Genomic DNA, 22,086 nt, shown 5'->3' with positions numbered 1-22,086 from the left:
ACTTCCCCCCAAAGTCAGGGGGAGGTGAAAATTAAATTCCACTTAATGGCAGGCATTATTTGTTGAAACGTGTCACTTCGATGGCTGGATAAGCCGGGTTTTTTGCTGTCATTTAGCGCCTTTGTCCTATTGACACTGTGTTAACTTTCTCATCGTGAAAATTTAATCCCTTCTTCAATGAGGTACAGGTAATGTCGATTCAGGCGATTGATGGTGTGTTGCAGCAGCTACAAATGACGTCATTGCAGGCCAGCGGTAAGCAGGTTGAGACCGGTAATCAAGTGGATTTCGGTGCCACCATGAAAGCCGCGTTAGACAAAATCAGCGACACGCAAAACGCCGCACGCACCCAGGCGCAGGATTTTGAAATGGGCAAACCCGGCATCCAGTTAAATGATGTGATGGTCGATCTGCAGAAATCCTCTATTTCGATGCAGATGGGCATTCAGGTGCGCAATAAGCTGGTATCGGCTTATACCGACGTCATGAACATGCAGGTGTAGTTTCCAATCGCTTACGGGTATAGTTCAGCGCGGTAACATTACGAGAAGAGGATTCTCAGGTGAAGAAAACCCTGCTGTTTTTAAGCGCCGTTGTCCTGCTGTCAGGATGTAATAAGGATGAAGCGAACTATTACCCGCAAATGAAAAACTTTGCCTATCTCTATCAGTTCGAAGCGTTGCCGGGCAAAGTGAAAAGCACCCATCAAACGCTGTTTGCCGAAGATGGCGAGCAATTGTTCGAAGTGAATGCCGATTTCGATAAACAGGGCTGTTTGCAGCATGTTAAATCGGTAGATAAAGAAGGCAAGGTAATTGAAGTCTCGCGTAACGGCGATCAATTAACCGGAAGCGAGAACGGTCAAGACGTGGTGGTGACGTTGGATAAACACTGCGCCATGGTGAAGAAAGTCACGCCGACGCTGACGGTGGATATTAGCTACAACCCGCAGGGTTTAGTGGAGAAACTCTCTTCACCGAATACCGATGTGACCTTCAATCTGGCTTATAACAATGCGGGCGAAATGTCGGTGTTGAGTATTACCAAGGCAGGAGAAGAGGTGTCGCGCGCCACGGCCGAGCGTTCTTCTGATGTGAAAAAAATATCAGATGTGGTGACCACAGTTAAAAGCAATAACCAAACTAAAATCGTTAGTAATACCTGCAAATATAAAAATGACACTCCTTATTATTGCGACATTATTACCACCGATAATGAAGGTAAGGTGTTGGCTAAACAGCATGGTAATATTGAGGTTGTGTATTATTGATGGGGATTATCTGGAACAATAGCCTTTTTAATTAAGTATCTTGAAGGTTATTGAAAGAAAGGTAATGTCTATCTTCAGTATTTGTTATTGTAATACGTTATGTAAACCTCTTTTTTGCATGTAACCGCAATGGTTAACATGTCAAAAAGAGATTTACTTTGTTAATCAGTCTTAGTAGTGACGGTTAGGGTTTGAATAAGGTCACCATAAATGGCGACCCTACAAAGAATTAGCGCGTTTTTTGTAGAGTACGCATTAGTGCGCACAGAAATAGTTACTTAATTTCCGGCCATGCAACTGCCGGGAAGCCATTCAATAGCGGATGCGCAAATAAGAAGCCCTGGAACTGACTGATACCCGCAGCTTCTAACCACATCCACTCTTCAGCTTGCTCGACGCCTTCGGCAATCACTGCGATTTCAAGCGAGGCGCAGCATTTGATCAGCGCGTGCATGATGGCCTGCTTTGGGCCGCTTTTGTGCACATCGCGAATGATCTGCCGATCAATTTTGATTTTGTCCGGTTGAAAGGTTGAAAGCAGTGACAAACCGGCAAAGCCCGCACCAAAATCGTCCAGCGCCAAACTGATGCCCGCCGCTTTCAATTTTCTCACTTCCGCTGCGAATTCATCGATACGCGAAATGATTTCGTTTTCCGTGACTTCAACAATCACCTGTTGCGGAATCAAACCGTTAGCGGCGATTTCTTGCAGCAGGATATCCACCGCATTCGGCACGGTGACCAACGACATCGGTAGCAGGTTGATCGACAGACGCTGATCGCCGATGCCCAATTCACGCGCCAGCTTGAATGCCAGACGTTTAGATTGGATATCCGCCTGATAAATGTCATCGCCGGTAAACGCCGAAAAATAGGCTTCCGGCGATCCGCCTTCTGGTGTACGAATCAGCGCTTCAAAAGATGTCACGCGGCGCGCGAAAGGATCGATGATCGGCTGGAAGGCAAAACTGCAATCTTGCGTGCTGTCCGGCTGAATAGTGACGTCTGCTTCTTCAGCAAGAAATTCCCACATGTTGGCTGGCGGGATTTCAAAATAGTTCTCTTTATCGCGCGCCACTACGAAGGTACGCAGGAACTGCAACGCACGATCTTTGTAGGTGAGCTGATAACGCGAGGTGCCTTTATCCAGCACCGCTTGCAGCACGGTGTCTTTGTCATGTTCACGCAGGTCAAACAGCTCCATGCCGACTTTGCCAAAACGGCGTGCTGGTGCGAAGTCGTGCATCAGTTCTACCAGATTGTGATGACGTGCATCCTGGCAGATGCGGTCATAAATGCCCTGAACCGCATCACGTGGCCCTTCCAGCAGTTGGAAAAAATGCAGGCCATCAAACAGTAAGATGCCGGTGACATCGGAAGAACTGTTTTTGTTATTGGCTTTAGCAACCATATCTTCCAGCGTTTTGATCGGCACATGGTCATGCAAATGGCTGCGATAAAGGATGGTGGTGAGCATAGCGATTGTCCGGCAGTTTTTTAATTTTGCCGGTACATTAGCAGGCCGCCGCCGGGATCTGCCAGCGCTTCACGCACTTTGCATAAACTTTTTTAAAATAACAGCTTAAGCGCAGCGCTAATGGGTGCGATATCGACGTAATTCCATTAGCGTGCCTATTATTTCCAATCCCGTTTGCGCCGAATGCAACTGAGGAAAATCATCATTGAGCGGCCGCAATGAAAAGTGTTGCTCATCATTATGCTGATTTTGCAGCCGAAAAATGCGTACCAGCGCCACGCCTGCATGTAATGCCAGCACCGCATCACCCGGTTGGGGTTGCAGCTGAGGATCAAAAATCAAAACATCGCCAGCGCGATATTCTGGAAGCATCGCCTGATCCTCCAGCGTGATCGCCAATGCCGCTTCGCTGAGTGGGCTGTCGCTGTAGAGAAAACGGGTTGCCTGTTGTTGCAGCAACAGACGTTGCTCACTTAACCACGCCGATGCTTGCGCCAAACTTATCAATGGCACCGTCGCAACCGGTGCTGCGCGTGTTGCAGGGGTAAATACCTCGCCATCGCCATCAATAATCCATGCCGCCGTGCATTGTAGCCATTCTGCTAGCCGTAACAGGTTCTCACCGCGTGGCACAGTTTCCTCTTTTTCCCATTGCGATACAGCCACATGCGACACGCCAATACCCTTTGCCAGCGCCTGCTGAGTCAATTGAAGCGCTTTACGGCGTGAGCGGATGCGCTCACCGGAAGATTCTTTTTTCATCATCTTGACATCTCCTCAAAGATTGACTTAAGTATACTTAAATTCATCATTTAAAGTAAACTTAAATTTGGGCGTTGGCCACATAACAGGATAGAGGGTCAGCGTGCTTCTGGAACACAACCTTTTAATCTGGAGGTGCAGCATGGAAGGGAGTTTAGTCACCAGCGTCGGTGCGTTGCTGCTTGGCGGCGGCGCAGCAGCTGTGTTCTGGAAACCGTTGATGGCAGGTATCGCCGCCATTGTGACCAGCAATCGGGCCGGCGGTGAAATCATTACCAGCTACAAGGAGCAGGTGATGCTGCTGAAAGAGGGGCATGAGCTGATGCGCAAGGAGAACAATGAGTTGCGCATCCGTCATGATAAAAACCTGCGGCGCATTTCATCGCTGGAAACCGATCTGCGGCTGATCAAAAACGCGCTGAGCATTTTGCTGGCCACCACAGAATCCGATCACAGCGAGAAGTTTCGCAATCAGGTCAACCAACTGATTTCCACTCTGGAGGAGAGTCGTGATGACGCAGATAAATAGTGAATACGTTGTAAAAAACCATCGGCGACAACTGTTCCTCGGCGGCTTCCTGCTGATGTTGTCACTGATGTGCGTGGCAATGACGGTGCTGTTTTTGTTTGTCAGTAATAACGCCAACCGGCGCGTGGAGGATATCCGCCAACAATATCGGACGATATCCGAACGACGTGAAGCGCGCGTCGCCGAACTGACTCAGCAACTGGTGACATTGCAAAACAAACTCGATGGATTACCCAAGCGCGCTGCCAGCAGTCCGGCAGGCAATGCGCCAGCGGCAGAGGGAGAGAAATCGCCATCTCAACCCAAGCGGTAAGGAGGGCAACATGAGCATGACCCAGCGGATCGCAGCCACGCTTCAACGACTGTGGTCTTTATTGAGTAAGAAGGAGAACGTTATGAGCGATCAAACTATTATCGATCCAACCACCAACAATGCGGCGACCCCAGCGGTAGCCTCGTCACCGGCCGAAGACTTTGCCAATGAAGTCGCGGCGTCGAATGCAACGGCAAGCGCGCCAGTGGCCGAGGCAGTACCAGCAGCATCAACCGCGGCTGTTGCCGCGCCCGCTGACGTGGCGACGCCCGTGGCCGCCGATGTGGCTCCGACGGCTGCATCAGCGGTAAATGCGGTCAATCAGGACATTTCAGGAGGCGTGAAAGACTTTTCTCAAGCGTTTAGCTTTGTCGAGCAAGGCGTGATGAAGTTAGGGGATGCAGCCAAAGATGAACTGATTGCACTGGCGAGGAAGTATCTGTAATGCACCATCACTCGCCAAGGGGATAAGGATGTTCCCTGTTAAGCCGCAAATCGCCACTTCCGATTATTCCTAAGGCGGCTTCGATATTTTGCACTACCTTTAATCATTCAAGCGTTATTTAAACCGGCTTATTAAGCGAAAAGGAAGATAGCATGAGTGATACAGAAACTGTAAAAAGCAAAACTGACTACTTGCGTGATGTCACCTCCCAGCTTAAAGAGATGCGCCACTATGCGCAGACCAACACCGAGACGCTTTCCAGCCACTGGCTGGCGTTTGATGCGGGTGAGTACAAAGACAAAGAGAACGCAGAGCGTTTTGATGTGCTGCTCAACAAGCAGGGCAAACTATTAGATGACATCGATCAGGCGATTCAGGATCTGGAAATCGCCGTCAATCATGCCGAGCAGGAAAGCTAATTCTGCAACGCGCTGGTGGCTTAATCGGCCACCAGCCACATTTCCGCTTCATCGAACATCTCTTCCACAATCCGCGCAATCGTCGCTTTATCGTTCTTGCTCATATCGGTATCAATCGCATTCCGCTCCATCGGTTTGACGCGGACCTCAATATCGGGAAACACCCGCTGTACACGCTTTTCCAACTCCTGCAAAATCATCTCGCGTGCGCCCGGTAATCCGGCCACATTGCGCTTATCGTAAATCAACTCCACAAACATCAACGCATTCCATTAAACGGATCGGGTGCGGCATGATACTGTAAATAAATACAGGGGTAAACCTATGCGCCAACTGGTTATCGATATATTGCTGAAAATGGCAAAAATGGATGTGGAAGCAAAAGAGTTGGTGGCGCAGGTAGAAGCGCAGTCGTTACTGATTGCAGCACTGCTGATTCAGGCGAAAGAGGATAATTCGCTGACCATTACTGACACGGTGCAGGATGCGATTGTTACAGCATCGCGCGCATCGCAGGAGTTTTTGCAGTCGGATGTCGATCTGCTGCTCACGCACATTAATCGCCTGTTAGCGGTGGCCAGTTATATCGAAGTGAAGGGGATCGAGCGGGAAGGGTGAAAAATATAACCTCTGGAAGTGAAATCCAGCAACACTTCCAGAGGCGGTGCAACAGCACCATTCGTTCAAGGACAATCTACGACTTACGTCGTAATGATTAAGTTATACAACTTAGGCTAACTTGTACAACTTTTTCCTTGGTTAATTTGTGTGGTTGGAGCTGTATTCTCGATGCATTTTCAGTACCGCAGGCATCAGAGTTCGTTCTTAATACAGAACTCTTCCCACGTCATGCCCAACGCTTCCGCATGAGATTTTAGATATTTTTCAATGGCATCGGCGGCAACGGCTTTATCGGGTTCCGCTAGCTGAATGGAAAACAACATGCCATCTAACTTCTTCTGGCGCAGAAACGCGGCGTAAATGCGTTCCGCGTGCCACGCGCGCAATTCGTTCAACGATAAGTTGGCCTGGCGCGCATCACTCTCGGTGAGTTCATCTAAAGCCGCCTGGAAATCGGGGTGCGCGGCAAAGAACATGGTGCGCGCCTGAGCGTAATACTCTTCTGGGGTTTTCATTCGGGATTCCTGCATATCAACTTGCGCGCTAGTGTAACGTGCGTTGCCCATGTTGTCAGGATCGCATACGTTCGGTCATCATAAATGGCGACCCTACAAGGGATGTAAGGTGCGCGAGAATACGCACCCTACAAAACGCCCGATCAATGCAACTGCTGATAAATCCGTGCAACGTCCTGCTGATTCTTCTCCAGCGTCTCATCCAGCGTCAGCTTGCCGCTCAGCATATCCGCCAGATTCTGCCCAACGGCATTACCCATCTGATCAAATCCCGGAATGCTTACGTACTGCACGCCCTGATACGGCACCGGATTGAGCGTTGGCTGCTCAACGGTGGCGGAATCAATCGCGGCGCGCACTTGAGCCGCATACGGCGCTAAGCGTTGATAACTGGCTTGCTGATAAGTGGAATTGCGACTGCCCGGCGGCACCGCACCCCAGCCCACGGTATCTGCCACTTGCTGAATGTATTGCTTGGATGTGGCCCAGCTGATAAAGGCGGTTGCCGCCTCACGATTCGGTGTGTTGGCCGGAACGGCGAGCGCCCACGACCACAACCAATTCGAACCGTTACGCGTGATGCCACCCGGTGCAGGTGCGAACGCCAGCTTATCCGCTACCATGGAAATTTGCGGATTCACCAACAAACCAGCGGCGACGGTGCTGTCGATCCACATCGCGCATTTGCCTTGCGCGGTGAGGCGCAGAATCTGGCCGAAACTGTTTTTCACCGTATCCGGCGGCCCATCCTGCTTCACCACCTGCAAATAATCGCCCAACGCTTCACGCCATTCCGGTGAGTTCAACGTCGGTTGCCAGTTCTCATCAAACCATTGCGCACCATAGGCATTCGCCATGGTGGTGAGAAACGCCACGTTATCGCCCCAGCCCGGCTGCCCGCGCAGGCATAAACCATAAATGCCTTTCTGCGGATCGGTGAGTTTGGCGGCAAAGTTTTTGATATCGGTCCAATCGGGATCGGCGGGCATGGTTAAGCCTTTCTCGGCGAACAGATCTTTGCGGTAATAGGTCATGCTGCTTTCGCCATAAAACGGCAGGGCGTACAGCGTGTTATGCCACGACAGCGCTTTGCGCACCGGCGCGATCAGATCATCGCTATCGTAATCGGCGGGCAGCTTATCCAGCGGCGCCAGCCAACCTTTTTCGCCCCACAGCGGCGCTTCATAAGTACCGACGGTAATGACATCAAACTGCGCCTGGCCGCTGTTCATCGCCGACAGCACCGCTTGTCGCAGCGCGCCGTCGTCCATGACATGCCATTGCAGCTTGATGTCGGGATGCTCTTGTTCATAGCGCGACGACAGCTGCTGCATGATGGTCATATCGCCATTGGCGATGGTGGCGATATTTAGCGTGGTTGCCGCCTGGCCCAGCAGCGGCAGGGCAGCGAGTAAAGCGAGAAGTTTTCGCATCATCGCTCCTTAACGCGCTTGCAGGCGGAAGAAGGACATCTTCTCGACCAGCAATCCGGCATGTTCGCTGACGGTTTGGCTGGCGGCGCTGGCTTCCTGCACCAGCGAGGCGTTCTGCTGGGTAGCGCCATCCATCTGGATCACCGCGGTGTTGACCTGCTCAATGCCGCTGGATTGCTGGCGGCTGGCGATGGCGATTTCACCGACGATATCCACCACGCGCGCCACGCCGTGATTGATGTCATTCAGCATCGCGCCTGAACGTTGTACCAGCGCGCTGCCGGCTTCCACTTTGCCGACGCTGGCATCGATCAACGCTTTGATCTCATGCGCCGCGCCCGCCGATCGTTGCGCCAGTTGACGCACTTCAGAGGCGACAACGGCAAAGCCGCGGCCTTGTTCGCCCGCGCGTGCGGCTTCAACGGCAGCATTTAGCGCTAGCAGGTTGGTCTGGAAGGCGATCTCATCAATCACCCGGTTAATGTCGGCGATACGCTTGCTGGAGGATTCGATCTCCTCCATCGCGCTTACCGCATCACGCAACACGCTGCTGCCACGTTCCGCCTGTTGGCGCACATCGGTGGCGAGTTCGTTGGCCTGCGCGGCGTTATCGGCGTTGTGTTTCACCGTGGCGGTCATCTGTTCCATGCTGGCGGCGGTTTGCTCCAGCGAGCTGGCCTGCGAATGGGTGCGTTCAGAGAGATCGTCATTGCCGTCCGCCATTTGACGCGCGGCATCGCTCAAGGCGCTGGCGCTTTCGCCGACATCACGCACGATCTCCGCCAGACGCACATCCATACGCAGCAGCGATTGCATCAGTTCGCCCATCTCATCTCGCGAAACTGCGCCGATATCATGATTCAATTCACCGGCAGCGATCGATTCGGCCAGTTCGCGCGCTTGCCCAATCGAGCGGTTGATCGAACGAATCAGCAGCCAGCCGGCAATCAATGCCACGCTCAAACCGCCGAGCAGAATCACAATCAGGCTATTGCGCGCCAATTGGTAATCGCTGTTGCTCTGCTGATAGGTGAGTTCCGCGTGCTGACGCATCAGCGCATCCAGCTGATCGATATCCTGTTGCAGCAACTGGCTGCCGCTGCGCAAGCGTGTTTCAATCACCACCAGCGCCGCCGATGGGTTGCCGCTTTTCAGCAGGTCGCCGGCTTCTTTTAATGCGCTTTGCCAGCTATCAAGATGGGTGATGAATTGCTGGCTTAACGGTTTAGTTTGCGCATCGAACGACAGCTGTTGCCAGGTGTGCCGATCTTTCGCGATCTGCTCGCCATATTGCGCCATACGCGCCAGACGTTTTTCCACTTCGCTGCTGTCCGTCCAGTAGCGCAGTGCATCAAACAGGGTTGAAGACTGTTCCTGCACCATGCGGTACAGGCGGGAAGAGTATTGCAGCGGTAACAGTTCATTTTGATAGGCGTTTTGCGCCCGTTGGTCGGCAGCACGCAATCCAATGATTCCCCAGATGGCGGCAACAATCAGTAAAATGCACAACAGGCTGACGATCGATGTCAGACGCGCGCGAAGGGTCAATCGCATAACGGTGTTCTCCGTAACGAAGGTGAGTGTAGTGTCGGTAATTATTGTTATTGCAGGGTCTTTTAACTCCAGAAGAGTTATCGGCGTAGAAGCGGGCGGCTTGAGGGTTTTATCCGGCGGGGAGCGGCAAAAAACACGCTGTACCTTGCGTAACTCACTGGAAAAATTATAACGTAGCCGCCATTGACGCGAGTGTAGGGATTAAGAATGAAAAAGTGGATGATAGTGGCCGCCATGGCGCTGAGCGGTTGTGCGCAGATCAGCAATTATGACGCCGCGGTGAAAACGCCGGCCCCGCTGGAGCTGCAAGGCAACTGGCAAACTGTCGGCCCGCAGAGCAAGCTAATCAATGAGCAAGCGATGGGCAGCCTGATTATCGGTGCGCAGGGCGATACGCTGGATTGCCGCCAGTGGCAACGTGTGATTGCTAAACCGGGCAAGTTGACGCGTTTGGGCGATGATTGGGTCAACGTGACGCGTCAGGTGCGCGTGATGCCGCTGGAGCTGGAGAATGGCGAGCTGCATTATGATGGGTTAACACTGCGTAAAGTGGATCGTCCAACCGTGGAGTGCCAGCAGGCGCTGGACGAAGTGGCGAAGCGCCCGAATGAGGCGGTGATTCAGGACATCGAGCCGCAGATTATGCAGCCGGTTTCGGTGCCGACGCAGAAGTAATTTTCCAGGTCGCCATTTAGGGTGACCTGGGCCGGAAAACAAAAACGGGTGAGAAGCTGCCTTCTCACCCGTTTTTTATTCAGCTAAACAACCTTAATTCTGCGGCAAGAACACATTACCTTGCTTGCCGTAGGCGCTCATCACCGATTTCTGCATCGATGATTGACCCACCAGTTGCGTCAATTCGTCCATGCGCAGTTGCAGCAGACGTTTGACTTCACTCTCGTTATCGAGAATATGGCGCAATACCGGGCGCAGCTGTTCTTGCAACTGGCGCGACGGTTCCGCAGCTTCGGTTGTTTGTGCCAGCCTTTGCACCGCACTGACGTAATCCACTTCCTTGGTAATCAAATCATCCCATTCGCCTTCTGCTGCCAAACGCAGCATTCCGTGGCTGAGATCGAGTAACTGTTGGTAAACGGTGATCAGTTGCGGTGCAATAGTCATTAAACGGCGTCCTGAAGGTGTTGAGGTTGTACGACTTCTTTCCAGGCATCAGCGATGTTGCGCAGAAGACCTTCAACTTCTTCGAGGGCTTCGACGTCATTACGCAGATTGGCCTGTACCAGACGGCGAACCATGTAGGCATACAGCCCTAACAGGTTGTTAGTGAGGTCATCACCTGATTGCTCATCGAGGCCTTGTTTCAATCCGCCTTCGATGATGTTAATGGCCTTGGAAATCGAGTTACCTTTTCCCTGGATATTGTTGTCCTGCATAAACAGGCGGGCGCGGACCAGTGCGCTGATGGCGCCATCAAACAACAGCGTAATCAGCTGCTGCTGGTTGGCGCTCATCACTGAACTTTCCACCCCAATTTTTGCGTAGGCTTGGGTGCCTGAAGCGCTGTACATGGTCACTCCTTACTATTTAGAACTGCTGCTCGACGTCATGTTGTCGAACTGCTGAGTGAGATAAGAGCTGGTGCTGTTCAACGAGCTCATGGTGACGTCGAGTTGGGTAAACTGGGTCTTGTAACGCGCAATCATCGCGTTGATACGCGTGTTCATGTCGTTGTACTGCTGCGTCAGGTTGTTCAGCGTTTTACTCACGCCGTCTTTTGCTGACTGAATACTGCCGGTTGATGACAACCAGCTGGTCAGGTTGGTGGCCAGCGTGGTGGTGATGCCGGTGGTTTTGCCATCGCCAACAATCATCTGCTTGATGCCGGATGGATCTTTGGTCAGTTCGGTTTTCAGCTTGTCAGAATCCAGCGTCAATTCACCGGTGGTGGGATCTGAGGTAATGCCGATCTGCGCCAGGGTTTTGTAGCTGGATGAGCTGGAGCTGTTGGTCAGCATGCTCTTAATTTGGGTCTGGATGCTGCGCAAGGTGCTGTCGCCAACCAATGCGCCGTTGCTGGAGTCTTGCGTGTCTGAACCGACATCCACCGCGGTGTATTTGGTTAGGCTGGTGAACTGATCCAGCAGGTTGTTGTAGGCATCAACAAAGTTAGAAATCGCGGTGGTGGCTTTCGAGGTGTCTTGGGTGATGTTCAACGTTTGGTTGCCGCTGGTCACATCATTCAGGTTGAGCGTAATGCCTTCCAGCGCATCGCTGATGGTGTTGGTGCTGCTGGTGATCGCCACGTTATTCACGGTCAACTGCGCATCTTGCGCGGCAACACTCACATCCAGCGGATTATCCGCATCAGTCTTGGTCGAATCAAAACCCACAATACCTTGCAGCGTGTCATCGCCGGTCACCGTCACCGAAGAAACCGCATTGGCTTCACCGGTTTTTGAAGCGGTTAATGACAGGCGATACGCGCCATCACCGGTTTTGATGATACTGGCGCTGACACCGGCGTTGGCGCTGTTAATCGCGTCACGCATACCGGTCAATGACGTTTGATCGCTGGTCAGCGTGATGTCTTTGCTGGTGCCATCGGTCAATTTAATCGTCAGGGTGCGGCTGGCATCAGAGCTACCCAATGCCGTGGTGTTGCTGGTTTGCACGCCTGATGTCAGGGTTTGCGCCTGCGCCAGCTGCGTCACGCTAACGGTGTATTTACCGGCGACTGGGCTGCCAGAAGTGGTGGCGCTAAACGCTGTGGTACTGCTAGTGGCGCTGGTGGCGCTGAACAAGTCGGCACTGTTTAACGCGGTATTGGCAGTCTGGAAAGAGGTTAATGCGCTGGAAAGGGTGCCATAGGCGCTGAGTTTTGCGGTATACGCCGTCTGCTGATTAGAAATCGGCGTCAGAGACGCTTTTTCAGCGGTCGTTAAGCTATCCAGAATAGAACTAAGATCGAGGCCTGAACCGATACCGAGGGTAGAAATTGTGGTCATGTTGTTTCCTTTCTATGTCGACACGGAGAATCAATACCGCGGGTTATCGGCTCTTTATGGGCAAAGTTTAGAATTATTTACCAGCCGGCAATAAAGCGAATAAGACATATAGAGAAGGGCAATTCGGGCGCTAGAAAAAATCATCAAGTGTGGCTAAAGAAGTCTGCGGGTAGGGCGATAAAGATAAGCGTGACAGGTTGAAGGGAAAATTTTTCACCTGGTACTAAAAAAAATCTAAAGGTTGTTTAAGGGCAGACGATAACAACTTTGACGGCGCTGAAGCCGGCGGGTTGAAGCCCACACCTTAACCGAAAGACTTGATTAACAGGAATATTTATCATGGCCCAAGTCATTAATACCAACAGCCTCTCGCTGATCACACAGAACAACATCAACAAAAACCAGTCTGCGCTCTCTACTTCAATTGAGCGTCTGTCATCTGGTCTGCGCATCAACAGCGCAAAAGACGACGCAGCAGGTCAGGCAATTGCCAACCGCTTCCAGTCTAACATCACCGGTTTGACTCAGGCTGCTCGTAACGCCAACGACGGTATCTCTGCTGCGCAGACTACTGAAGGCGCACTGTCTGAAATCAACAACAACTTACAACGTGTTCGTGAACTGACTGTACAGTCTCAGAACGGCACTAACAGCCAGTCTGACCTGGACTCAATTCAGGACGAAATCAAATCACGTCTGGACGAAATTGACCGCGTATCGGGTCAGACTCAGTTCAACGGCGTGAACGTACTGTCTAAAGACGGCTCCCTGAAAATTCAGGTTGGCGCGAACGATGGCCAGACCATCTCTATCGACCTGAAGAAGATTGACTCTTCTACTCTGGGTCTGAACGGCTTCAACGTAAACGGCACCGGCACTGTTGCTAACAAAGCGGCTACCGTTTCTAACCTGACTGCTGCTGGCGCAACCGAAACTGCTACCGGTTCTGGCCTGTACAACCTGACTACTCAGAACAGCGCACTGACTGCTTCTCAGGCGTTCTCTAAGCTGTCTACTGGCGATACTGTTAAAGTTACTGATGGCGCAGGTACTGATACTACTTATACCTACGACGCAACTAAAGGTAACTTCTCTTACACTGCTGATGTTGCAGCAGGTACTGCAGGTGCTGGCGCCGGTACTTTCGGTGGCAAACTGGCTCCAGATACAGGTTCAATCACTGGTACTTACACCGCTGCTGGTGGTTCTACCGATGCTGTGACCTTCCAGTCTGATAACAACGGCAACCTGACCATCGATGGCCAGACTGCTTACATGGATACCACTGGTAACCTGACCACCAACAACGCCAGCGGTTCACTGACTCAGGCAACTCTGACTTCAGTATTCACTGCTTCTTCAAACGCAGCTAAAGCAGGCACCTACAACTCTACCGTTGCTATCGGTGGCACTTCTTACGGCTTCGCAGCGACTACTGGTGATGTGACTTACACTGCTTCTATCTCTAAAGATGAAGTGATGGCTAAAGTTGCAGCTGCTGACTCTACAGCTTCAACTGCTGGTGCAGCGAAATCAGCTGTTATCAACTACCAGTCTGGTGTGATGAAAGGTGCTGTTAACTTCGACGGCGCAGCTGTTGGTAAATCTAGCGACACTTACTCTGATGCTAACGGTAACTTCACCGACGTAGCTAAGTTCACTACTCAGTACGCAGTAGACAAAGATACCGGAGCAGTAACTGTTAAAGCTAACCTGTTGGCTGATGGCACCACTGTTGACAACTCATCTGCTAACCCGAACGCGAAAACCGTTGGTGCTGCAGTGAACGTGACCGCTTCAGGCAAGATCACGACTGATGCAACCAGCGCCGGTACTGCAACTTCTGACCCACTGGCCGCTCTGGACTCAGCTATCAGCAGCATCGATAAGTTCCGTTCAAGCCTGGGTGCGATTCAGAACCGTCTGGATTCAGCGGTAACTAACCTGAACAACACCACCACTAACCTGTCTGAAGCACAGTCTCGTATTCAGGATGCTGACTACGCAACTGAAGTTTCAAACATGTCTAAAGCACAGATCATCCAGCAGGCGGGTAACTCAGTGTTGGCTAAAGCTAACCAGGTTCCACAGCAGGTTCTGTCTCTGCTGCAGGGCTAATCGCTCTAAGCTCCTTGCTTATCAAACCCCGCTTCGGCGGGGTTTTTTTATGCCCAGGAAAAGCTGGTTTTTGCAGGGTTGTTAGCCGCATTGAACGCCAATTGACGAGGTAATCTAGCTGAAAATCATTATTCCGCAGCAATGTCGATAAACAGGTACCAGCATGAAAGAGATCTCCGTGGTTGAGCCGGTATTTTTTAATACCTTCAAATGTATTGGCAGTGAATGTCGTGACCATTGCTGCAAAGGCTGGGATATTTTCCTCGATAAACCGACCGTTAATCGCTATTTAAAAAGTGGTGAAATTGAGATTCGCCGCATCGCGGCTGACAATATCATTACCACCAAAACCAGTTATCAAAACTGGGGAAAAATGAAACTGTCGGAACGCGCGGAGTGTGCTTTCCTCAATGAAGATAGCCTGTGCAAAATCCATAAATCGTTGGGTGCCAGCGCATTAAGCGTGACTTGCGCAACCTATCCGCGTCTGCAAAAGCAGACAAAATTAGAGATACGCCAAAACTTATCGTTGTCTTGCCCGGAAGCGGCGAAAAAATTACTGCTGCGCACTGATGCTATGCTGCTGGAGCAAAAGACGGTTCTGCAACCACAGGCAATGAAGCTACCGGATATCGATCAAGAATCACGTCTAATTAATATCATGTGCAGCAACATTATGCTGAGCAGTGGCGTCAATGCAGAAGAGGGCTTTTATGGCATCGCCTTGCTGTTCCTCTACATTGAAAAAAATAAAGAGGCTGAAAATAACTATGAGCAGCTGGAAGCGTATTACAGCGATATCATTAGCTCGATTCAAAATGGACAAATAAAAAATAACATCAATGAATTAAAGCCTGATTATCAATTGCAGTGGGCGTTATTGCTGCGCGTACAAGTGTATCTGGCAGGAAAACAAGGCGTACGCGGCTGGTCAACGCTGCATCACTACGCTAACAAATTGATTTTTATCCAAAGCAATGGTGCAGAGATCGAGGACGTTGCTGCTTCGATGCAACGTTTAGACGCTGCATGGCAAAACCGTATGCTGCCTTGGTTAGCGGAACGTCCACATATTCTGAGCAACTATATCCAGTACCGCATGTATAACGATGAGTTCCCCGCGAAGAAAGAGATTAGCAATATGGCAAATCTTTATCTGCTGGTTTCAGAATGGTTCTTGCTCAAAGCGTTGCTTTCGGCTTGTGCTGATTTGGTCGAAAATATCGAAGAAGAAGATATCGTCAATATTATTTACAGCTATCACGCGGTGACTAAACACGATCAGCATTCCGATAAAGCCTTCCTCGCTGAGATCGAAAAATCTAAAGTAAATGATGATTTGTCGTTGATCTATTTGTTGAAATAATTGCCTTACCCGCCAGCGGGATATTAAATCGGTCACCATAAATGGCGACCCTACAACACCGCTGGCCACATACTGCTTTTCGTAGGGTCGCCATTTATGGTGACCGCTACACACCGCGTTTCCCGCTGCACAAACCCAAATCTCCCCGCAAATAAAAAGCCAATTTCCGCCAACACCTTACTTCCAGAGAAAAGTAACCGCCTTGTTACAGTCCACGCCAGATTTGCCGATAACTCCCAACAGAATCATTTCAATTTTTTAGCCACATTTTTTCCGTTTCTGGGGTGTCTATGCGCTTCAATTATGACTTGTTACCGGGTGAGCTACTGACCTTCGAAGAGATTGCCCTGCGCTACACGCAGCAGCATCCTGATGAAAAGGAACTCACCGCGCGCGGGTTGCTGAGCCCGTCGACCAGTTTTCGCAATTTAGTGATTCGCGCGCTGTTTGCGCAGGAGGAGATCAACAGTCCGATCGAGGATCTGCTGTTTGTCTCGGACGATAACGAGCGCAAAAACTACCTGCGCCGTTTTGAACACTATTTAAAGAACCAGCAGGCGTTTCTTTATTTCCGGCGCGATGATGAGGCACGTAAAGAAGGGCGCTGGAAAGTGGTGGGGGAAACCCAGGTATTCGCCATGCTCGATCCCAACTCGGCGACGGCACAAAACCTGCTAAACAGCCGCGGCTTCAAACTGGTGTTAATGCGCCAAACGGAAGAGGAAGAGTATTGGCAACTGTTCGATGCCAACGCGCATCCATGTTTCCCCTTATCGCGCAAAATTCAATTTCTGGTGGTGCTGAGTACGCCGCAACACAAGGTGCCGAGCGGCGTGATGCCCGGTACGGAAGTGGGAAGGCGCGTGAAAGCCAAAGTATTACAGCGTGCCAGCCAGGCAGAATTCACCACGGCGGTGAAAGCGCGTTACGGCGCCTGCATCATCACCGGCACGCGCCTTACCGAGCGCCACAGCTGGCCGTGGGTGGAAGCCTGCTATATCGACACCCAGGAGAATGAAGAAGGCTTTCTGGCGGATAACAGTGCGGATAACGGTTTGTTCCTGCGCAGCGACCTGCAACGGCTGTTTATCAACAAAATGATAAGCATCAACGGCGAAACCGGCGAGGTGTTGTTTAATCCCGCGCTGGAAACTGAAGCATTCATTACGCCTTTTTATCAGGCACTTGAGGGCAAAGTTTGCGCATTGTGGGATGCCGTGCCGCCTGGTACGCGGCAACGACTGCGTGACCTGCGCGGTTGAACCCAAGGTTGGCGGTGCATTCCACCGCCAACCATAACAAATTTGAAATAACCTCGCTTTTGCCCGCCTATTCCGCCAATCAAAACCCCTACAGAATTGGATAATCATGCCGATAACTTTATTAACGCAGGGTAGTCAACGTGAACGATCTCTATACCGCCGATGGCGTGATGGATAAACATTCGCTCTGGCAGCGCTACGTTCCTCTGGTGCGGCACGAAGCGTTGCGCTTGCAGGTACGTTTGCCGGCCAGCGTTGAGCTTGACGATCTGCTGCAGGCCGGTGGCATTGGCTTATTAAATGCCGTGGAGCGCTACGATGCGCTACAGGGCACCGCCTTTACCACCTACGCCGTGCAGCGTATCCGGGGAGCAATGCTGGATGAGCTGCGCAGTCGCGACTGGGCGCCACGCAGCGTGCGCAGAAATGCGCGCGAGGTAGCAGGTGCTATGCATCAGGTAGAACAAGCGTTGGGGCGCTCGGCTACCGAGCAGGAAGTGGCTGAACAGCTGAATGTTTCGCTGGAAGAGTATCGGCAGATTTTGCTCGATACCAATAACAGCCAACTTTTCTCCTACGACGAGTATCGGGAAGAGCACGGCGACAGTGCGGAGCTGGTGACGGAAGGGCATGAAGAAGCCAACCCGCTTCATCAGTTAATGGAAGGAAACCTACGTGACCGCGTGATTGAAGCGATTGAGGCGTTGCCTGAACGTGAAAAACTCGTGCTCACACTGTACTACCAGGAAGAACTGAACCTGAAGGAGATTGGCGCGGTGCTGGAAGTGGGTGAATCCCGCGTCAGTCAACTGCACAGTCAGGCGATTAAACGCCTGCGTGCCCGATTATCGGGGGCGCGCTGACAGACTCAGTTCCTGGCGATCGAAAAAAACAATAAAACCGGGGACTCAGCAATGGGAGCCAAAGTTAAAGCCAGACCTTTAAGTCGCTATCTTAAAGACTATAAACACAGCCAAAGCAACTGTTCACACTGTGGCAAAGTTTTAGACCGTATGGCGTTAGTATTCCGCGGACAGATCATCAATAAAGAGGCCATCGCACGTATGGACCAAATGATTGACGATCAAGTGTGGATGAAGCTCCAGCCAGAATTGACCGCGTTGTGTCGGTTCTGTAGCGATATTTTTTGCAATACCCATCCGAATTACTTCGACATTATGGCGTTTAAACAGTACCTGTTTGAGCAGACCGAAATGAGTCATAGCACCATTCGTGAGTATGTGGTGCGCTTGCGTCGACTGGATGACATGCTGAAGGCGAAAAACTTCCCGGCAGATCGTTTGCGGGGCAATAGCTGGCATGAATGTCTGGAGAACGATTTGCCTGATGCGGGCAACAACAACTACCGCATCGCACTGCGCAAATATGACCAGTTTTTAGGCTGGCAGCAAAGCTGATTGGGATTCCGCCCTTGTTGTTGTCGAGCATGGCAGCAACAAGGGCCGCGCACATGGATTTCTGGGTGCGACTTTTCTCAACTTCTGCAACACTGTATGGATAATTGCATATTGCCTGGAGGCTGCATTGTCCCTACATCTTCTGCACCAGTTCCCGCGTTTGGAATTGCTCGGTGCGCCTACGCCGCTGGAACATTTACCGCGGCTGTCTGATTATCTTGGTCGCGACATCTTCATTAAGCGCGATGACTTCACGCCGGTGGCACTTGGCGGCAATAAACTGCGTAAACTTGAATTTCTGGCGGCTGATGCGCTGCGCGAAGGCGCGGATGTATTGCTAACTGCCGGTGCGATTCAATCCAACCATGTGCGCCAAACCGCCGCCGTCGCCGCGCGTCTCGGCTTAAAATGCGTGGCGCTGCTGGAAAATCCGATTGGCACTACTTCAGAAAATTACCTCACCAACGGCAACCGCTTACTGCTCGACTTGATGGACGTTGAAATCGTCATGGTCGAGGCGCTTAACGATCCCAACGCGCAACTGGCGCAACAGGCCGAACACCTTGAAGCGCAGGGCTTCCGTCCGTACATTGTGCCGGTTGGGGGTTCGAACGCATTAGGCGCGCTCGGCTACGTCGAATGTGCGCAGGAAATTGCCCATCAAAGTGAAGGCGTAGTGGATTTCGCTGGCGTGGTAGTCGCCTCCGGCAGCGCCGGTACGCATGCGGGCTTGGCGATTGGTCTGGAGCAGTTGCTGCCTAACACTGAACTGGTTGGCGTGACGGTCTCGCGTAAAGTCGCGGCACAGTTGCCGGTGGTGGAACGCATTCGCAGCGCGCTGGCCGAGCAGCTGGAAGTGCAGGCCAACGCGCCGATCACCTTGTGGGATGACTATTTCGCGCCGCGTTATGGCGAACCCAATGATGAAGGCATGGCGGCGGTGAAACTGCTGGCGCGCCTTGAAGGCATCATGCTCGACCCGGTGTATACCGGCAAAGCGATGGCCGGATTGATTGATGGCATCGCGCAAAACCGCTTCCGCCGTGAAGGGCCGCTGCTGTTTGTGCATACCGGCGGTTCACCGGCGTTATTTGCTTATCACCCTTCGGTCTGAGACAGCAGTTAAAAACGGTTTATAATCCGGCGGTTATTAACAAGAGGTCACCATGAATGGCGACCCTACAACACACAACAACACATCACAAAAAATGGGGTAAACATGAATTTCTCTCCTATTCGTCGCCAAATGGTGATGGGCATGATGGCCGTCGCGCTGGTCGCGGGCGTCAACGTTAAAAGCTTTGCGGCAGAAGATCTGCTGGCGCAAGTGAAGAGCAAAGGCGAGCTGCGCGTCGGTCTGGAAGGCACCTATCCGCCGTTCAGCTTCCAGGACGAAAAAGGCAAGCTGACCGGTTTTGAAGTGGAGTTCGCGCAGGAGCTGGCTCAGCACTTGGGCGTGAAAGCCGATCTGCGTCCAACCAAATGGGACGGCATGCTGGCCTCGCTGGATTCTAAGCGCATCGATGTGGTGATCAATCAGGTAACCATTTCGCCAGAGCGCCAGAAGAAGTATGACTTCTCTACGCCGTACACCATTTCTGGCGTGCAGGCGCTGACCATGAAGAAAAACGCCGGCAGCATCACCAAGCCAGAAGACCTATCCGGCAAGAAAGTCGGCGTTGGTTTGGGTTCCAACTACGAACAGTGGCTGAAAGATAATGTGCCGAAAGCCGATGTGCGTACCTACGATGATGACCCAACCAAATATCAGGATCTGCGTTCAGGCCGTTTAGATGCCATCCTGGTTGACCGCCTGGCAGCATTGGATCTGGTGAAGAAAACCGGCGACACCATGGCAGTGGCTGGCCCGGCGTTCTCGCGTCTGGAATCGGGCGTTGCGGTGCGTAAAGGCAATGACGATTTGGTGAAAGCCATTGATGCGGCGATTGCCGATATGCAGAAAGATGGTTCACTGAGCAAACTGTCAGAGAAATGGTTCGGCGCGGACGTCACTAAATAATGCAGGAAAGTTTACAACTGGTGCTGGATTCAGCACCATTCTTACTCAAAGGCGCGCTGTTCACGCTACAGCTGAGTATCGGCGGGATGTTCTTCGGCCTGGTGCTCGGCTTCGTGCTGGCGTTGATGCGCCTGTCGCACTTCTGGCCAATTAACTGGCTGGCGCGCATTTATGTGTCGATTTTCCGTGGCACGCCGCTGATCGCCCAACTGTTTATGATCTATTACGGTCTGCCGCAGTTTGGTATCGAGCTGGATCCGATTCCTTCCGCGATGATCGGTTTGTCGCTGAATACCGCCGCCTACGCCTCTGAATCACTGCGTGGCGCGATTGCCGCGATTGAACGTGGTCAGTGGGAAGCCGCAGCCAGTATCGGCATGACGCCGTGGCAAACGCTGCGCCGCGTGATTCTGCCGCAGGCGGCGCGCACCGCCTTGCCACCGCTGGGTAACAGCTTTATCAGCCTGGTCAAAGACACTTCGCTGGCCGCCACCATTCAGGTGCCAGAGCTGTTCCGTCAGGCGCAGCTGATCACCTCACGTACGCTGGAAGTGTTCACCATGTATCTGGCGGCCTCGCTGATTTACTGGGTGATGGCGACAGTGCTGTCGGCGCTGCAAAATCGGCTGGAAGCGCATGTGAATCGTCAGGATCGGGAGGGCAAATGAGTGCAATTGAAGTCCGTCAGCTGGTGAAACAGTTTCACGGCCAGACGGTGCTGCACGGCATCGATCTCGACGTGGCGCCCGGCGAAGTAGTGGCGATTATTGGGCCAAGCGGCTCGGGTAAAACCACCTTGCTGCGCTGTATCAATCTGCTGGAAGTGCCGGAAAGCGGGCACATTAAAGTCGGAGATATCGCCATTGATGCGGCGCTGGGGCTCAACAAGCAGAAGCAGCTGGTGCGCGAATTACGCCAGCAAGTGGGCTTTGTGTTTCAGAACTTCAACCTGTTCCCGCATCGTTCGGTGCTGGAGAACATCATTGAAGGGCCGGTGATCGTCAAAGGCGAGCCAAAGGATGAAGCGATTGCGCGTGCGCGCAGCCTGCTGGAGAAAGTTGGTTTGCATGGCAAGGAACAGAGTTTCCCGCGCCGTCTTTCTGGCGGCCAGCAGCAGCGTGTGGCGATTGCCCGTGCATTGGCGATGCGTCCGGAAGTGATTCTGTTTGATGAACCCACTTCGGCGCTCGATCCGGAACTGGTCGGCGAAGTGCTGAATACCATTCGCGCACTGGCAGAAGAGAAACGCACCATGGTAATCGTCACCCATGAAATGAGCTTTGCGCGCGACGTCGCGGATCGCGCCATTTTCATGGATCAAGGGCGCATCGTGGAGCAGGGCGCGGCCAAGGAGTTATTCAGTAATCCGCAGCAAGCACGCACCCGGCAATTTCTCGATAAGTTTCTTAATCAATAAACACCAGCGTCGTCAGCCATTGGCGACGCTTTTCTAATTTTCAATGGTTCTAACCCTCTCAGTTTTATCCTAAATTCATTTCTGACATTCAATATAACCTGCTGAAATAGCTGACTAATTAATCAGTAAAATCCTACGTGCACTGATGATTTTCCTTATTAGGAAAGTCCCGATTGAGACA

General features: G+C 52.0%; 26 protein-coding genes. 17 read left to right on the top strand and 9 right to left on the bottom strand.

Going from position 1 to position 22,086, the window contains the following annotated elements:
* Positions 1-191: 191 nt before the first annotated feature.
* Together fliE and ACPUC7_RS01980 are read left to right on the top strand one after the other, a co-directional pair.
* A complete protein-coding gene (fliE, locus tag ACPUC7_RS01985; RefSeq protein ID WP_343551379.1) occupies positions 192-503 on the top strand; it encodes a flagellar hook-basal body complex protein FliE in 312 nt (103 codons plus the stop codon).
* A gap of 59 nt (positions 504-562) precedes the next feature.
* Positions 563-1,270, top strand: coding sequence for a YnfC family lipoprotein (locus ACPUC7_RS01980; protein WP_494921565.1), 708 nt, complete (start codon positions 563-565; stop codon positions 1,268-1,270).
* Positions 1,271-1,544: 274 nt separating this feature from the next.
* Here ACPUC7_RS01980 and ACPUC7_RS01975 read toward each other — a convergent pair whose 3' ends face one another.
* A complete protein-coding gene (locus ACPUC7_RS01975) occupies positions 1,545-2,747 on the bottom strand; it encodes a diguanylate phosphodiesterase (RefSeq protein ID WP_494921564.1) in 1,203 nt (400 codons plus the stop codon).
* Positions 2,748-2,864: 117 nt separating this feature from the next.
* Positions 2,865-3,512, bottom strand: coding sequence for a helix-turn-helix domain-containing protein (locus tag ACPUC7_RS01970; RefSeq protein ID WP_494921563.1), 648 nt, complete (start codon positions 3,510-3,512; stop codon positions 2,865-2,867).
* Positions 3,513-3,651: 139 nt separating this feature from the next.
* Here ACPUC7_RS01970 and ACPUC7_RS01965 point away from each other — a divergent pair, with 139 nt between their 5' ends.
* From ACPUC7_RS01965 to ACPUC7_RS01950, 4 genes are all read left to right on the top strand, one after another.
* Positions 3,652-4,038, top strand: a complete 387-nt coding sequence (locus tag ACPUC7_RS01965; RefSeq protein WP_343551386.1) for a hypothetical protein — start codon at positions 3,652-3,654, stop codon at positions 4,036-4,038.
* Positions 4,022-4,351 carry a hypothetical protein gene (locus ACPUC7_RS01960; protein WP_494921562.1) on the top strand — a complete coding sequence of 110 codons (330 nt, stop codon included), beginning with the start codon at positions 4,022-4,024 and terminating at the stop codon, positions 4,349-4,351. Before ACPUC7_RS01965 ends, ACPUC7_RS01960 begins: the two co-directional genes overlap by 17 nt.
* A gap of 82 nt (positions 4,352-4,433) precedes the next feature.
* Positions 4,434-4,796, top strand: coding sequence for a hypothetical protein (locus tag ACPUC7_RS01955; protein WP_494921561.1), 363 nt, complete (start codon positions 4,434-4,436; stop codon positions 4,794-4,796).
* Between the two features lie 152 nt (positions 4,797-4,948).
* Positions 4,949-5,215 (top strand): hypothetical protein, encoded by a 267-nt coding sequence (locus ACPUC7_RS01950; protein ID WP_343551389.1) that lies wholly within the window; start codon positions 4,949-4,951, stop codon positions 5,213-5,215.
* Between the two features lie 20 nt (positions 5,216-5,235).
* Here the strand turns inward: ACPUC7_RS01950 and ACPUC7_RS01945 are convergent, their stop codons facing one another.
* Positions 5,236-5,475 (bottom strand): DinI-like family protein, encoded by a 240-nt coding sequence (locus tag ACPUC7_RS01945; protein WP_007891408.1) that lies wholly within the window; start codon positions 5,473-5,475, stop codon positions 5,236-5,238.
* 64 nt (positions 5,476-5,539) lie between these two features.
* Here ACPUC7_RS01945 and iraP point away from each other — a divergent pair, with 64 nt between their 5' ends.
* Positions 5,540-5,833 (top strand): anti-adapter protein IraP, encoded by a 294-nt coding sequence (gene iraP, locus ACPUC7_RS01940; protein WP_343551390.1) that lies wholly within the window; start codon positions 5,540-5,542, stop codon positions 5,831-5,833.
* A gap of 194 nt (positions 5,834-6,027) precedes the next feature.
* On the opposite strand, the gene ACPUC7_RS01935 is transcribed toward iraP, so the two are convergent.
* The 3 genes from ACPUC7_RS01935 to ACPUC7_RS01925 all read right to left on the bottom strand — a co-directional run bounded on the left by ACPUC7_RS01935 (position 6,028) and on the right by ACPUC7_RS01925 (position 9,338).
* Positions 6,028-6,351 carry a DUF6388 family protein gene (locus ACPUC7_RS01935; protein ID WP_343551391.1) on the bottom strand — a complete coding sequence of 108 codons (324 nt, stop codon included), beginning with the start codon at positions 6,349-6,351 and terminating at the stop codon, positions 6,028-6,030.
* A 143-nt stretch (positions 6,352-6,494) separates the two neighbouring features.
* On the bottom strand, positions 6,495-7,787 hold the full coding sequence (locus ACPUC7_RS01930) for an ABC transporter substrate-binding protein (RefSeq protein WP_494921560.1): 1,293 nt from the start codon (positions 7,785-7,787) through the stop codon (positions 6,495-6,497).
* 6 nt (positions 7,788-7,793) lie between these two features.
* On the bottom strand, positions 7,794-9,338 hold the full coding sequence (locus tag ACPUC7_RS01925; RefSeq protein ID WP_343551393.1) for a methyl-accepting chemotaxis protein: 1,545 nt from the start codon (positions 9,336-9,338) through the stop codon (positions 7,794-7,796).
* A gap of 207 nt (positions 9,339-9,545) precedes the next feature.
* Here ACPUC7_RS01925 and yedD point away from each other — a divergent pair, with 207 nt between their 5' ends.
* Positions 9,546-10,013, top strand: coding sequence for a lipoprotein YedD (gene yedD / locus ACPUC7_RS01920; protein WP_494921559.1), 468 nt, complete (start codon positions 9,546-9,548; stop codon positions 10,011-10,013).
* Between the two features lie 93 nt (positions 10,014-10,106).
* On the opposite strand, the gene fliT is transcribed toward yedD, so the two are convergent.
* Genes fliT through fliD form a run of 3 tightly spaced genes read right to left on the bottom strand, consistent with a single transcriptional unit; the run spans position 10,107 to position 12,304 of the window.
* Entirely contained in the window at positions 10,107-10,460 is a 354-nt protein-coding gene (gene fliT, locus ACPUC7_RS01915) for a flagella biosynthesis regulatory protein FliT (protein ID WP_343551395.1), read from the bottom strand.
* Positions 10,460-10,867 (bottom strand): flagellar export chaperone FliS, encoded by a 408-nt coding sequence (fliS, locus tag ACPUC7_RS01910; protein WP_343551396.1) that lies wholly within the window; start codon positions 10,865-10,867, stop codon positions 10,460-10,462. Before fliS ends, fliT begins: the two co-directional genes overlap by 1 nt.
* A gap of 12 nt (positions 10,868-10,879) precedes the next feature.
* On the bottom strand, positions 10,880-12,304 hold the full coding sequence (gene fliD, locus ACPUC7_RS01905) for a flagellar filament capping protein FliD (RefSeq protein ID WP_494921558.1): 1,425 nt from the start codon (positions 12,302-12,304) through the stop codon (positions 10,880-10,882).
* 339 nt (positions 12,305-12,643) lie between these two features.
* Between fliD and ACPUC7_RS01900 the strand changes: the two genes are divergently transcribed.
* The 9 genes from ACPUC7_RS01900 to tcyN all read left to right on the top strand — a co-directional run bounded on the left by ACPUC7_RS01900 (position 12,644) and on the right by tcyN (position 21,905).
* Positions 12,644-14,422, top strand: a complete 1,779-nt coding sequence (locus ACPUC7_RS01900) for a FliC/FljB family flagellin (RefSeq protein ID WP_494921557.1) — start codon at positions 12,644-12,646, stop codon at positions 14,420-14,422.
* 163 nt (positions 14,423-14,585) lie between these two features.
* Positions 14,586-15,788 carry a flagellin lysine-N-methylase gene (gene fliB / locus ACPUC7_RS01895; RefSeq protein ID WP_494921556.1) on the top strand — a complete coding sequence of 401 codons (1,203 nt, stop codon included), beginning with the start codon at positions 14,586-14,588 and terminating at the stop codon, positions 15,786-15,788.
* Between the two features lie 290 nt (positions 15,789-16,078).
* On the top strand, positions 16,079-17,050 hold the full coding sequence (locus tag ACPUC7_RS01890) for an HNH endonuclease signature motif containing protein (RefSeq protein ID WP_343554291.1): 972 nt from the start codon (positions 16,079-16,081) through the stop codon (positions 17,048-17,050).
* Between the two features lie 140 nt (positions 17,051-17,190).
* Positions 17,191-17,913, top strand: coding sequence for an RNA polymerase sigma factor FliA (locus ACPUC7_RS01885; protein WP_343554292.1), 723 nt, complete (start codon positions 17,191-17,193; stop codon positions 17,911-17,913).
* A gap of 51 nt (positions 17,914-17,964) precedes the next feature.
* On the top strand, positions 17,965-18,468 hold the full coding sequence (fliZ, locus tag ACPUC7_RS01880; RefSeq protein WP_343554293.1) for a flagella biosynthesis regulatory protein FliZ: 504 nt from the start codon (positions 17,965-17,967) through the stop codon (positions 18,466-18,468).
* A gap of 127 nt (positions 18,469-18,595) precedes the next feature.
* Positions 18,596-19,582: a D-cysteine desulfhydrase gene (locus ACPUC7_RS01875; RefSeq protein ID WP_494921555.1), complete on the top strand. Its 987-nt coding sequence runs from the start codon at positions 18,596-18,598 to the stop codon at positions 19,580-19,582.
* Positions 19,583-19,687: 105 nt separating this feature from the next.
* Positions 19,688-20,488, top strand: coding sequence for a cystine ABC transporter substrate-binding protein (gene tcyJ, locus ACPUC7_RS01870; RefSeq protein WP_343554295.1), 801 nt, complete (start codon positions 19,688-19,690; stop codon positions 20,486-20,488).
* A complete protein-coding gene (tcyL, locus tag ACPUC7_RS01865) occupies positions 20,488-21,156 on the top strand; it encodes a cystine ABC transporter permease (RefSeq protein ID WP_224931622.1) in 669 nt (222 codons plus the stop codon). Before tcyJ ends, tcyL begins: the two co-directional genes overlap by 1 nt.
* On the top strand, positions 21,153-21,905 hold the full coding sequence (gene tcyN, locus ACPUC7_RS01860; protein ID WP_343554296.1) for an L-cystine ABC transporter ATP-binding protein TcyN: 753 nt from the start codon (positions 21,153-21,155) through the stop codon (positions 21,903-21,905). The genes tcyL and tcyN overlap by 4 nt, the downstream gene beginning before the upstream one ends.
* The last annotated feature ends 181 nt before the right edge of the window (positions 21,906-22,086 follow it).

The sequence above is a fragment of the Pantoea sp. CFCC18179 genome (assembly GCF_059412405.1).
The sequence above is the reverse complement of the archived record's forward strand: the minus strand, read 5'-3'. Positions and strand labels throughout refer to the sequence as shown.